This is a genomic window from Paenibacillus jiangxiensis (assembly GCF_046098255.1).
In the GTDB taxonomy this organism is placed as follows: domain Bacteria; phylum Bacillota; class Bacilli; order Paenibacillales; family Paenibacillaceae; genus Paenibacillus; species Paenibacillus jiagnxiensis.
The window spans coordinates 34,380-46,724 of sequence record NZ_JBJURI010000017.1; the positions used below are offsets into that span (position 1 = coordinate 34,380).

Consider the following 12,345-nt stretch of genomic DNA (forward strand, 5'->3'; position numbering starts at 1 on the left):
ACGCCAATTATTCACAGAATTTATTACTCCTCTAAATGGGGCAGCGGAACTTGTGAATAAACAATGGTATCCCCATCTTCATCACGTTTTAGAACAATGCAAAAAACAGCGCCGTTTGTATGATCTCCCTTGGGAAGAGCAGAGATCATGGGTGGACAACGAAGCTCATTTTGATAAGGAAATTGCTTGTTCCAATGATCCTGAGCAGCCTTCAGCAGTTCATCGATTTGAGTGAACATGTCCGTAAGCTCTACTGCGGCATTTTTGTAGAAAGCTTCTTTTTTCTTGTACTTCTGCTCTAGTTTTGCTTTGTACTCATCTATATCTAAAAAACACAACTCCCAATCAAGCGGGAAAAAGCCTAGATCATATGAAAAAAACTGCATTTATACCCTCCTATCTTTTTAGGGCCTTTACATCGCAACTTTACAGACATTCACTGGGTATGTCTTTGCTAAATAATCAAGGTATTACGAACGTGTGAGTCCCTCTGTTTGGCGACTGCTTCTCACATTTCAAAAGACCACTCCTCAAACGAGTTGAAAGCTGTGTCTATCAAAAAAAGTCTCCAATTAGCTGTTCCCGTAACTACCAAGATATACTAGGGGGCAACTCCAGGGCGAGAAACCGCTCAGAAATATGCAAAAGGAGGAACTCCTGTGCGAGCAACAGGCAGAAACAAAAACATTCCCGTCATTCCCGCCTCTTCGCTGGAGAGCGACGACTTCCGGCTGCTGCGGTTCAACCTGGAGGTGCATGGCGATGAGCTCGAGGCCTACGACTTGCATCGTCATGACTGCTATGAATTATTCTGGATTATGGAAGGACGCGGCAAGGTTCAAATTGATTTTCAAAGCTACAGCTTTTCCCCTAACACCCTGAGTCTTATTGCTCCAGGTCAAATTCACGGCTGGATCGCTAAAGAGCCCGGCATGGCGTTCGACGGTTATCTGCTCATCTTCTCCAAAGACCTCATTGCCGGGCAGCAGCTGGATCATGCAGGCTGGTTGCAAACGTCTCTGCTCGATCTAATGGGTGATAATCCGTTCTATAATATAGGCCCTGATCATGCTTCCGTATTCAACGAGCTGTTCCGCCTGCTGGAACGGGAGCTGGCGAAGGAGCACAAGGATCAAACCGATGCAGTCCGCAGCTACATCCGGTTATTGCTGATTGAAGCAGGACGAATACATGACCAGTGGCAGCAGGGCCATAGAGAAGAAGCAGGTTTCAGGCTGACCAAGCAGTATCTGGCCCTCGTTGAGTCCCATTTTCGCTCCGTGAACAGTGTGTCAGAATATGCGTCCATCCTTCATGTCACCACCAGCCACCTGATTGAATCGGTAAAAAAAACTTTAGGGAAATCGGCAGGCGAAGTGCTGCGTGAGCGCCAGCTTCTCGAAGCTAAACGCCTGCTGCGGTACTCCTCCTCGACAGTCGATGAAATCGCGCGCCATCTGGGTTTTCACGATCCTTCCTACTTCGGACGTTTTTTCAAAAAAAATGTGGGCATGTCTCCGACCGCCTTTCGCAGACAAGGCTGACACATGTATAACCACCTCTTCGCATTGAGACTAGAGTAAAGGGTTGAGGTTTCAGCCCCTTCTCATCAAACCGCCCTTTCGCATACGGCTTTCCGATGCGAAGGGTGGTTTTTTGCTAGTTTTCAGGACAAAGCAACAAAATAACCGGACTTCTTATGGCACTTTCCCGTTCCTCATTGACGCTGAGAATGGTTATCAATAGTATGGTGCTCAGAAGGAGGATCAGTCTATGAGTCTTGAACAATTAATCCGGGAACGGAGAACGATTCGAAGATTTAATACCCGTCCTGTTTCACAGGATTTGGTGATACAGCTTTTAAAAAAGGCCGAGCAGTTGTGCCCCTATGAAGGAAAAGCGCGCTGGCGCTATATATATGCAGGCTCCCTCGAAGAAAGAGAGCGGCTTACGGGCTATTTATTGGAGAAGATCACAGAAAATAAAATCGCCAAATTTGCGCTGGGACCGCTGCTCAAGCCCTATCAAAAGCACTTTAGTGAGGTGCCCGCCTATATTATTGTTCTTGCCAAAAGAGAAGGAGAACCGCTAAAGGATGACGCAACCTACGGAACGGTATGCCGTATTCTGCAAAATTTCCAGCTGCTTGCATGGGAGCAGGAGCTGGGAATGACCTGGAGAACCGAGCCTTTTCTTCAAAATGAATTATTTTTTGGAAGCATCGGTATGCAGGACGATGAGCGGTTTGTGGGCATTATACTGCTCGGACATTTTGACAAGGCTCCCAAAGGGCGACCGCGGACGCCTGCCGAACAGCGATGGACGGTCATCGGCGGATCATAATTCCGCGCATACCAAACTTTAAGGAGGATGAGACCAAGTGAAACTGTTGGACCGCAACATTGCAGAGCTGAGCAGACTTAGGCCAGATCATCAACCGGTGCCGCAGGAGCTGGTGCTGGAGCTGCTCAACCATGCCGTATGGGCTCCCAACCACAGGCTCAGAGAGCCGTGGCGGTTTATTTTTGTCCCGCGCAACGAAGCGGAAAAGATAGCATGGCTCAGCCATGAGCCGGGGGCGCATTTAATCATCGCCAGCCAGAACGACAGCGACCCGTATAAACAAAGTGAAAATACAGCCGCTGTCTTTTGTCTCGTGCAAAACTTTCAGCTGCTCGCCTACGAGCGGAGGTTGGGCGCTAATGTCATATTCCGTGAATGGATGTACGACAGCGCAGCATGCCGGAAGCTTGGCGTAACAGAGAAGGAAAAAATTACAGCCGTGCTGGAGCTCGGCTTCGGGATTGAGCAGCCGGGGACTGCACCTCCCATGCCTGTTGATCTGAATTGGAGCCGGCTCTGAAGACCCTGAGCGTCCACCATATTTCTATTATCGTTTTCATATGCCCTCCATTTGGTATAATCAGGGTAACTATACCAATCTCTCATATCATTCTGAAATTACGGGGGCAGTTATGGAGCAAAAACTTATCGAGCAATTGACTCAATGGCATGAAGAGGACGAGCATCAGCAGATTGTGGACACCCTACTGGCAATTCCCGAGAACGACCGGGATTATGAGACGGTCAGCCGGTTGGCCAGAGCTTATAACAACCTGGGACTTTACGATGAGGCGCTTGAGCAATTCGACAGAATTGCCAGCGAAGGCGAAAAAGATCCCAAATGGCACTATCGGGTCGGCTTTGCTCTTTATTATTTGAAAAGGTATGAAGAAGCGGCGCGTGCGTTCGGTATTGCAGACAGCCTTGAGCCTGGCGACGAGGATACCGGGCTGCTGTTAAAATGGAGCCTGCAAAAAGCGGAGAAGCGGCGCAGACAGGAGCAGCGCTTAGCGGCCAAACGGGCAGCAGCGTCATCAGCCTCTTACGATTCGGCCACGAACTATGTTCCTTTTACGGGAATGTCGCTTTCGGATTTCTGGGACGATAGCGAGTATGCCAGGAAGTCCTATGTCTCCGAGCCGCCAACAGATGAAATGATCGCATTCGTCGAAGAAGAGCTTGGATATAAGCTGCCCGCCTCATATATTGCTTTAATGAAACAGCAGAACGGCGGGATTCCGAAGAACACCTGCTTTCCGACAGAAGAAGCGACTTCCTGGGCAGAAGCTCATATTGCCATCACAGGCATCCTGGGCATTGGACGGGAGAAAAGCTACTCGCTCTGCGGTGACCTTGGCAGCCGTTTTATGATTGAAGAATGGGGCTACCCCGACATTGGTGTTGTCATCTGCGACTGTCCTTCGGCAGGCCATGACGTGGTGATGCTGGACTACCGGGCATGCGGTCCGGAAGGCGAGCCGGAGGTCATTCATGTGGATCAGGAGGACGATTATGAAATCACCTTTCTGGCCGAAAATTTTGAGGAATTTATCAGGGGCCTGGTGAATGAAGAGGAATACGACACCTCCGCGGAAGACAAAGAAGCTGATTTACATAAAGTAGCCCATGGGAGGTTCTCTCCCCTGCTCGCGGAACTGTGTGCCCAAGTCACCGAAGTGGAACAGATTGAACAAAAAATCCGCAAAATCTGTACCCGCATCGTCGAAGAAAAAGGCCATTTTTCCTTTCATGCAGACGAACGGTCTTATCTGATGTATGATGTGCAGTTTTGGCTCTATACCAAATCATACCCGGATACCGACCGGCAGCAGTATCTGGATGTCTATCCGAAAATGATTGCATTCGGCGGCGAATTCGGCCAAGGCGGCTATGCTCCAAGCTGGATTACCGGCTGGCTGGACCAGCGCAAGCGTGAAGACCGGATTAAGCAGGAAAACGGCCATCTCCGCTTCACAGATCAGGCTAAAGCGGAAGTGATCAGGGCTCTGGAAAATCTGACCGATTAGCTAATTTAGCAACCGAAATAGAAACTCATCCATTGCCGGATAAGAGCACGAACGAAAGCCCGCGTCAGTCGCGGGCTTTTTCCTATGAGCCAATCTTTTCGGTTAACACTTACCTTTAGGAAAGTAGTTGAACTAAAAGTGCATACTTACATCATTGCGATCTTCTCTTTATACTCATGACATACATCAAATTCAAGGAGGATAAATCGTTGAAAACTCTTGTTGTCGTAACTCATCCAAACATGGAAGAATCCGTTATAAACAAACGCTGGGTGGAAGAGCTCCAAAAATACCCGGAAAAGTATACGGTGCATGAGCTGCATAAGGCCTACCCTGACGGAAACATCGATGTGCAAAAAGAACAGCAGCTCATTGAATCACATGGCAATCTTGTGTTGCAGTTCCCTGTCTACTGGTTTAACTGCCCGCCCCTCTTAAAAAAATGGATTGACGATGTCTTTACGTATGGCTGGGCTTATGGTTCAAATGGAGGCGATAAACTAAAGAACCGCAAAACCGCTTTGGCAGTATCTGCTGGCGCAAAAAAAGAAAATTATAGTGAGTCGGGGCGGTACCGCTATACCCTTGAACAGCTGTTATCTCCCTTTGAAACGACCTTCCGATACTGTGATGCGGATTACCGTTCGTCTTTTGCGTTTTATGGTACAGAAGGTGATCCCGGCGAGAACGCGCCTGGTGCAGAAAATGAAGCGCCTGCCAGCAAATTGGACAAAAGCGCACAAGCTTATTTAAATTTTATCGACAGTCTGTAACCGGCATGTTCTCCTCTCCCCAGTCGCACATCATATTCAACAGCGGCATAAGAGATTGACCGCGTTCAGACAATGAATATTCAACCTTTGGAGGCACCTGCGGAAATTCCCTGCGTATGATCAGGCCGTCTGCCTCCATTTCTTTTAGCATCATGCTTAGCGTTTTAAAGGAAATGGTGCCGATGCTCCGCTGCAGCTCATTAAAACGCATCACTTTATTTTCATACAGCCAGTACATAATGATCATTTTATATTTGCCGCCGATTAAGGACAACGTATATCCAAAGCCGGTGTCTTTCGGTTTCACTCCAGTAGGGATACAAGTTTCAGGCATAAGCTGCACACTCCTTCAGCAAGTAAAATGGTGTAGCTTTTCAATTGACCATTATCCAATCTTATGGAAAGAAAGTAAAGCAGGATCACGGCCCTTTAAACATTCTACCTCAATTATTGTATAATAGGAGGGAATCAGACACAGGGGGACGGTTAGCCGTGATTGAAGTCATCACCTACGCAGAATGCTTGATAAGAGTGCCTCACGAGGAGGACTATGAACAATATATAAAAAATGAGCTGCTGCATTTGCAGAACGAAATTGTCACAGAGCAGATCGTCTCCATCGATAAGCCTGTGCGCAACCCTGCCAATTGGACGCTGGAAGCCCGTGTGCTGGCCCGCTTTATTCTCAATATCCCCGAGCAAAGTCCGGACAAAAGAGTTGGGGATTACCAGGAGGATGTCGTTCCTTTCCTGAAGCGGCATGTGCCAAAATGCAATCACATCGCGGGCACCAAAATCGTGCAGATGAAGAGAGCATTGTACACGGACTGAGGCAAAAAATGGACAAGCAAAATGACCTGCAGAAACCCATTGCACACGAATCGGTTTTTGCAGGTCATTTTCATGGTTCAGCATCTCATCAAGCCTGCTAATTGAACAGGCCGCGGTATTTGCTCGGCGTAATCTGCTCGATTTTTTTGAACGTTGCCACAAAATGACTCACATCATGAAAGCCCACCCTATGCGCAACCTCCTTCAGCGGCATATCGGGTCTTGCGACCAGCAGCTTTTTGGCCTCACGGATGCGCAGCTGAATCAGAAACGCATAAGGGCTCATGTTAAATGTCTCACGGAACAAATGGCTGAGATGCTGTGGGCTTACGCCTGCTTGCCGGGACATCTCCTGCAGCCCGATATTTTCCGCATACTCGCTCTCAAGCCACTCCACAACCGGCCTGATCCGATCATAATAATGGGATAGCGACGGCTGATTTTCCGTTTTACCGTATTTTTTCAGCATGATTAAAAAACGGTACAGCTCCTCGGATGCATCCAGCCTGGAAAACTCCGCGCCTTTGCCGATCTTTTTCAGCATACGCCATATGAGCTCGGAAAATGGGAACTCCTCCGACTCGGTATATACCTTCGACGCTCCAATCTCAAGCGCATTCAAAATGCTGTCGGCTGAGGCTCCCCCGAACGTGACATACAACGTTGACCAGGCATCTTCCGTGCTGTAATAAGAATGCTCCGTAAATGGCATCAGCAGAATGCCCGCGCCTTTGCCAAGGGTATACTCCTCGCCGGAAAAGGAGAATATCCCCTCCCCCTCAACGGTCTGCAGCCAGTGAAAGTAAGGATATCCTTCAGGCCTTGCAAAATCCTCTTCACGCGGATTATAACCGATGCTCTCCACAAATAAGGGCAGAGGCTTTTCCTGTCCGGAAAATGTGTATCTGATCTTCTTCAAGGCCGCTTCTGCCTCCTCCTAAAGCTTGTCCAATCATCATACCGAAAAGCCTGTTCGCTATGGAACAGGCTGACAGTTCAGGCTTATTCTATTTTACCGGATTGCATCCCGCTTTAAAACCGTATATCCGTAAGCTGGCAGTTCGAGCTCACCTGAGCGACCAGTTTGATCCAGCAGGTCCTCGAATTGTCCTTCAGGCAGCTTTACCTGATTGGTGCTGTCCGCAAAATTCATGATGAAAATATAATCATGCTCTCCGTCGGAACGCTGCTGCACACTGATTCCTTCCGGGATCTCGATATCCAGAGCCTGCCCGATTCCGAGCTGCCCCACCAGCTTGCCATAGAATTCATCATGGAAGCGCGCCTCATTCCGTGAGGCGATATAATAAGCTGCTCCCTGTCCGAATGGATTGACCGTCAGCGCAGGAGATCCCTTGTAATAATCTTGCCCATATTCGGCTAGCACCTCGGCGGTTTCAGCATGGATCACCTCACAGTATTCCATGGCCTCAAATGCTCCTTCCAGCCCAAGCCCGTTCTGATTGAAGCGGATGCTGTTCCGGTCCGCATCATACAGCGTATCGATTTCCTCTGCCCAGATACCAAGCAGCTTGCGCAGTGGTCCCGGGAACCCGCCCAGGAAGGTCAGATCATTCTCATCCACGATACCACTCCAATAGGTGACAACGAGCGTTCCTCCCTGCTGCACAAATTGCTCCAGTCTTTCCGCTACCCCAGGACGAACCATATAAAGCATCGGGGCAATGATCAGCTTATATCCGGAAAAATCCCTGTCCATGTCGATGATATCCACCGGAATGCCGCGTTTCCAGAACGCTTTGTAATGGGCCTGGCAGGTAGCGATGTAGCCCTTCTCCCTTGGCTTGAGCGCCTGCGCGTCATCCATGGCCCATTGATTTTCCCAGTCATAAATCAAGGCTACCTCGGGCTCTACCGAAGTCCCGCGGATTTCTCCGAGCTTCTGCAACATATCGCCCACTTCGGCCACTTCCCGGAATACGCGCGTATGCTCATGGCCGCTGTGATCCACCACCGCCCCATGGAATTTCTCTGAAGCTCCTCTGCCTTTCCGCCACTGAAAATACAAAATGGAATCGGCGCCGTGAGCCAGGGACTGTACAGCAGATAAAGCGTGCATTCCCGGCCGCTTCAGCTTGTTCACATTATGCCAGTTCACCAGGGATGGCGTATTCTCCATGACGAGGAACGGCTGCCCGCCTTTCATGGAGCGGTAAATATCATGTACAAAAGCGACGTCTGCCGCCAGATCGGCGGTTTGCTGAAAATCGCTGTGCCAGGCCGGATAGCTGTCCCAGGAGACGACATCCACCTCCTTGCCGAACTTGGCATAGTCGAGGCCAAGGAACGGACCCATATGGGGGTAATTGCCCATAAAATTGGTCGTTACTGGAATATCCGGCGTAATTTCACGCAGCGGAACGATCTCGTTGCGGTAGAAATCAATCGTCTGATCCGTCACAAAACGCCGCCAATCCAGATTATGGCCATGCACCTGATTCTCGCCATGCGGAGCCGGGGATTCGATTTGCTCCCAAGCGGAGAATCTGTGGCTCCAGAAGCCGGTCCACCAGGCGTGGTTCAGCTTGTCGAGCGTTCCATATTTCTTCTTCAGCCATTCGCGGAAAGCCTCCTGGCACATGTCGCAGTGGCACTCTCCCCCGAATTCATTGGAAATATGCCACAAAATCAGTGCAGAATGATCCTTGTACCGCTCGGCGAGCTTAGTATTGATTTCCCTTGTTTTCTCACGGTAAACAGGAGAGGTAAAGCAGTGATTATGGCGCAATCCGTGCAGATTCCGCTGCCGGTTGCCCTCCACCCGCAGCACCTCCGGGTACTTCGCGGACATCCAGGCTGGTCTGGCGCCGCTCGGAGTTGCCAGAATTACCTTCATATTTCTTGCCGCCAGATCATCCATGATCCGGTCCAGCCAGCCAAACTCATATTGGCCTTCCTCCGGCTCGATCGCGCTCCAGCCGAATACGTTCAGCGTAAAAGCGTTGCAGTTCGCCAGCTTCATCAACCGGTAATCCTCTTGAATAATTTCGGGGTAATCGAGCCATTGATCCGGGTTATAGTCCCCTCCATGCAGCAGGCCTGTTACCGCAGGATGAAACGGGGCAAATTTTTTAGTCATTATGGTGTGTTCTCCTCTCAATTTAAATTATGGGTTTATTGACAAATCCTCTTGATCTGTACCAGCTTACTTCACCGCGCTGCCCAGCATGCCGGCAACGAAGTGCTTTTGCAGTGCCAGGAAAAATACAATGATCGGAATGGTGGCAATCGTGATGCCGACCATGACCTGACCGTAATCAATCGTCGAAAAGTCCACCAACAGGTCGCATTGGCCGATATAGCTAATTATAAAGCGGTTACACCCGGATCAAATGTAACAAAATGATGATTGAATATAAAAATATGAAACAGTAATCCTGGGCTCGACTTTTTTATGTTCTGAGACGCTCCGAGAACGAACCATTCCTGCAATCGCTGTTGACCCCAAATTTCTGATGATTATATTTTCAGTGGTTGAAATTTGGTGCCAAAGGCGAACGCTGCCGCTTTTCCGGAATTGCTTCGTCCTCTCCGCTGCTGCGTGCGATTCCCCACTTCAAAACAGAGAACAGGGGCAAGTTCACCCCTGTTCTCGATCTTGTTCCAGTATGTAGAGGAGGAGAACCTCCCCAGTAAGAATTACTATTGACCAGCTTCCAGTGCTTGTTTAGGATTCTTCCACTGTCAGAGGCCCATGATGAAACTTGAAAAAATCCAGTGCAATTTCCATGGTTTCATCTGTGATTCTTGTCTCTTCCGTTAACTTAAACTCCAGATGGCGGGTTAAATATCCGTAACTGTCCTCCTGGTAGTATAGAATCCCTTTGGAATAATCCCCTTCGTTGGTTGCCTTTGTCGTGTAAGCTGCTGTTCTGGCATCCTCGCCCTCAGTACCTGCCTGTCTCCAATCTGTAAAAGCCAGCGGCTCATACACGGTGAAGCCTTGCTGATCCGCCCACTCGGCCCGCTCGGGAAAATAAGTGCCGATTATGTTGATCGCGCAGCCCTGACATGAGCCCGCTGTGTCAATATACTCCAGCGTCTGATCCGGATTATTGGGATTATTTAGAGTAACTGCATACGAACCGTTCGCGCCGACAACGGCCGAGGCCTGCCATCCCTGCGGAGCAAGCAAAAGATAACCTCCGGTTACGTCCTCACGGTACACCATGACAGCCTGCAGCTTGTCCTGCATCTCAGCAGGGATTTTATAGCTCATCACCGGCGGCTCGGGGGGCTCTGTAATTAAGCTTCTGGTGCCGTCATCCAAAGTTAATTGGCTCTTCACAATTTGCAGCGGAAGCCGTACCCCACCGCCATCCGTACCAGGAAACGCTAGGCTTGGAGTCTGCAATAGTTCTTTGGCATCGTCCTCTTTCAATGAAGCGGGAGAAGCGGCAGGCGGCAAAGCCTGCTTGTCCAGCTCCTGTCGAAAGACCAGATATCCGAGCATAATCACGCACGCGATAACGAGTACAGCAGCAACGGAAAACATCCCTTTTTTACTCATTTCTTCAACTCCTGAGCCATTCAAATGGGGTGACGTTAATTATTCCAACAGTGCTAAAAGCTGTTCCAGCCCGTTCTTGAGTGGCGGCTGTTCTTTTTTGGCCGCTTTGGCAAGCTTTTGGACACTGCCGAAAATCCGGCACAGTACCAGCTCACGCTCATAATCCTTTTTATCCTTCAGCGCTCTGACAAGTGCCTCAGCAAGCTCAGGACGATCAATAGCTATATTTTTAACAGGTTTAGCTTCCTCGTTGCCTCCCAGCAAAATGGCGACCAGGACAGGCATATGATCCGCCTTGACGCCATGAGCGTCAACAAAAGCTTCCGCATAGCTGTCCTGTACCAGCTGATGCTCGGTATCCACCAGTTCCATATAGCGGCATACCAGCGGAAAATAAGACTCACTGTACAGGCCGAGGCCAAATACGGCATAGGTGCCGGGCATGACGGATTTTTCGCCAGGCTCTACATCCCCGTACCAGGCAAATTCCTCCATGGCCGTTTCGGCGTATTCGGCAAGCTTGGGGAAGAGGGCCAGATATTGCAATGCATTGCCAAAAAACTGATGAAGCTTCGACTTGGCCAGCTTTTTCAGCGGCAGAAAATGCTTTTGTCCGCTCTTCAGCTTCAGCTTGTACCCTTTGGGAAATCCGTCTCTCAAAAGGCCAACCAGATAGTCCAGCGCTTCCTTATACGCCAGTTCCTCCTCGGAGAGAATACGGATTTCAATCGTCTGCGTCACATCGTTATTTCTGCCTTCCATCCGGCTTCCTTTATATAAACTCTCAAATCTTCCGCTCCCCGCTTGCAAATAGTCTGCCGCTTTTCTGGAACCAAGCTGAACAGCGAGCTCCAAATACTTTTGTCTCGTGTGCGGATCGGTCCTCCCGATCTCCAGGGCTGCAAAGAGAAAAAAGTCTATCTCCCCCGGCTCTGGAGCCTGGCGTTCGGAATCTCCCTTCAATATCCAATTTGTCGAGTAATCATCCGGACGAACAAAATGCTGATTCAGAAAATGCTCCTGCGCCCAATCGTTCAAAGCCGAGGTATAATGGCCTGTCCACTCGTCCAATCGTTTGCGGTTGCTGCGAAGCTTGTCTGCAAGCCGGTGAATCAGCGGCCCCACTACTTTTTCCTCCTGCTTTATAACGTCTGGATTCGTCAAATGCCGTGCAAAGAAAAACATATCATTTTCGCCTGGCAGCACGGGAGGATCGGATAGAATTTTCGTCTGAATAAAATGATCCAGCGATTCTTTGAGCTCCGCAAGCTTCGATTCATTCACCAAGCGATGGCTGAGCCGCAATTCAGATTGCTCCCGTTCAAATACAAATAAGATTTCAAAGTGGTAATTAAAAAAACGGGGGCCGAGCGCATCAGAACGGAACAGGGCATCCATACGGCCCCATAATGCAGGGAAAAACTCCTGAATCAGATGCTCGTCTGTCAGTTCTTCTATATAAGAACCCGCTTCGATTTTGTACGAGCTGTCACTCCAGGAGAACGGTTCGTAAACATCGATATGGATGCTTCCTTGTGCCCGGTTTAATTTTCCCTTTCTCCACGCCACCTGGAGGTAATCGTGAATGCCTGCCTGCAGTCTGCTTTGCTTTTTCAGCTCATGAATTCTTTGGCTTTCCTTGGCGTAAATCGCGCTGACTTCCGCCCACACGTCGCTCAGAAAAGCTTTGACAGCTTTATTCAATGATCTATCCCCTTGTCTGATCAGTTAGTTACGTTCACTTGGTATTCTTTTATTTTAGTAGCCGGATAAGGTTGTTAAAAGAGCTTAAAGGCTTAGTAAGCCATAACGAAAATGGGCGGAAGGGTCAATTGACGCT

At 49.3% G+C, this 12,345-nt stretch carries 13 protein-coding genes; 6 read left to right on the forward strand and 7 right to left on the reverse strand.

All coding sequences use genetic code 11. From position 1 onward, the window contains the following. Positions 1–23: 23 nt before the first annotated feature. Positions 24–386 (reverse strand): hypothetical protein, encoded by a 363-nt coding sequence (locus ACI1P2_RS16915; protein ID WP_355321025.1) that lies wholly within the window; start codon positions 384–386, stop codon positions 24–26. Positions 387–659: 273 nt separating this feature from the next. Here ACI1P2_RS16915 and ACI1P2_RS16920 point away from each other — a divergent pair, with 273 nt between their 5' ends. The 5 genes from ACI1P2_RS16920 (at position 660) to ACI1P2_RS16940 (ending at position 5,143) form a co-directional block, all read left to right on the forward strand. Beyond that, complete coding sequence (locus ACI1P2_RS16920) at positions 660–1,544, forward strand: helix-turn-helix domain-containing protein (RefSeq protein ID WP_355321026.1); 885 nt, start codon at positions 660–662, stop codon at positions 1,542–1,544. Positions 1,545–1,773: 229 nt separating this feature from the next. Further along, positions 1,774–2,343 carry a nitroreductase family protein gene (locus tag ACI1P2_RS16925; protein WP_355321027.1) on the forward strand — a complete coding sequence of 190 codons (570 nt, stop codon included), beginning with the start codon at positions 1,774–1,776 and terminating at the stop codon, positions 2,341–2,343. Between the two features lie 37 nt (positions 2,344–2,380). Then, positions 2,381–2,863: a nitroreductase family protein gene (locus tag ACI1P2_RS16930; protein ID WP_355321028.1), complete on the forward strand. Its 483-nt coding sequence runs from the start codon at positions 2,381–2,383 to the stop codon at positions 2,861–2,863. A gap of 112 nt (positions 2,864–2,975) precedes the next feature. Next, the gene (locus ACI1P2_RS16935) at positions 2,976–4,370 is read left to right on the forward strand and encodes an SMI1/KNR4 family protein (protein ID WP_355321029.1); all 1,395 of its coding nucleotides are present in this window, start codon (positions 2,976–2,978) and stop codon (positions 4,368–4,370) included. A 209-nt stretch (positions 4,371–4,579) separates the two neighbouring features. Next, complete coding sequence (locus tag ACI1P2_RS16940) at positions 4,580–5,143, forward strand: NAD(P)H-dependent oxidoreductase (protein ID WP_355321030.1); 564 nt, start codon at positions 4,580–4,582, stop codon at positions 5,141–5,143. On the opposite strand, the gene ACI1P2_RS16945 is transcribed toward ACI1P2_RS16940, so the two are convergent. Continuing rightward, positions 5,127–5,477, reverse strand: coding sequence for a winged helix-turn-helix transcriptional regulator (locus ACI1P2_RS16945; RefSeq protein WP_355321031.1), 351 nt, complete (start codon positions 5,475–5,477; stop codon positions 5,127–5,129). The genes ACI1P2_RS16940 and ACI1P2_RS16945 overlap by 17 nt on opposite strands. A 158-nt stretch (positions 5,478–5,635) precedes the next feature. Here ACI1P2_RS16945 and ACI1P2_RS16950 point away from each other — a divergent pair, with 158 nt between their 5' ends. Beyond that, positions 5,636–5,974 carry a hypothetical protein gene (locus tag ACI1P2_RS16950; RefSeq protein ID WP_355321032.1) on the forward strand — a complete coding sequence of 113 codons (339 nt, stop codon included), beginning with the start codon at positions 5,636–5,638 and terminating at the stop codon, positions 5,972–5,974. Positions 5,975–6,071: 97 nt separating this feature from the next. Here the strand turns inward: ACI1P2_RS16950 and ACI1P2_RS16955 are convergent, their stop codons facing one another. The 5 genes from ACI1P2_RS16955 to ACI1P2_RS16975 form a co-directional block, all read right to left on the reverse strand. Continuing rightward, positions 6,072–6,893, reverse strand: coding sequence for an AraC family transcriptional regulator (locus ACI1P2_RS16955; RefSeq protein ID WP_355321033.1), 822 nt, complete (start codon positions 6,891–6,893; stop codon positions 6,072–6,074). A gap of 93 nt (positions 6,894–6,986) precedes the next feature. Beyond that, entirely contained in the window at positions 6,987–9,074 is a 2,088-nt protein-coding gene (locus tag ACI1P2_RS16960; protein WP_355321034.1) for a beta-galactosidase, read from the reverse strand. 66 nt (positions 9,075–9,140) lie between these two features. After that, positions 9,141–9,272: a hypothetical protein gene (locus ACI1P2_RS16965; RefSeq protein WP_408976254.1), complete on the reverse strand. Its 132-nt coding sequence runs from the start codon at positions 9,270–9,272 to the stop codon at positions 9,141–9,143. Positions 9,273–9,662: 390 nt separating this feature from the next. Continuing rightward, complete coding sequence (locus ACI1P2_RS16970) at positions 9,663–10,505, reverse strand: DUF4850 domain-containing protein (RefSeq protein WP_355321035.1); 843 nt, start codon at positions 10,503–10,505, stop codon at positions 9,663–9,665. A 39-nt stretch (positions 10,506–10,544) separates the two neighbouring features. After that, positions 10,545–12,209, reverse strand: coding sequence for a DUF6138 family protein (locus ACI1P2_RS16975; protein ID WP_355321036.1), 1,665 nt, complete (start codon positions 12,207–12,209; stop codon positions 10,545–10,547). Between the last annotated feature and the right edge of the window lie 136 nt (positions 12,210–12,345).

Excerpts from the sequence above, each read along its gene's own strand:
- ACI1P2_RS16915 (WP_355321025.1), bottom strand. The coding sequence starts at position 386 with ATGCAGTTTTTTTCATATGATCTAGGCTTTTTCCCGCTTGATTGGGAG.
- ACI1P2_RS16925 (WP_355321027.1), top strand. The coding sequence starts at position 1,774 with ATGAGTCTTGAACAATTAATCCGGGAACGGAGAACGATTCGAAGATTT.
- ACI1P2_RS16935 (WP_355321029.1), top strand. The coding sequence starts at position 2,976 with ATGGAGCAAAAACTTATCGAGCAATTGACTCAATGGCATGAAGAGGAC.
- ACI1P2_RS16945 (WP_355321031.1), bottom strand. The coding sequence starts at position 5,477 with ATGCCTGAAACTTGTATCCCTACTGGAGTGAAACCGAAAGACACCGGC.
- ACI1P2_RS16960 (WP_355321034.1), bottom strand. The coding sequence starts at position 9,074 with ATGACTAAAAAATTTGCCCCGTTTCATCCTGCGGTAACAGGCCTGCTG.
- ACI1P2_RS16970 (WP_355321035.1), bottom strand. The coding sequence starts at position 10,505 with ATGAGTAAAAAAGGGATGTTTTCCGTTGCTGCTGTACTCGTTATCGCG.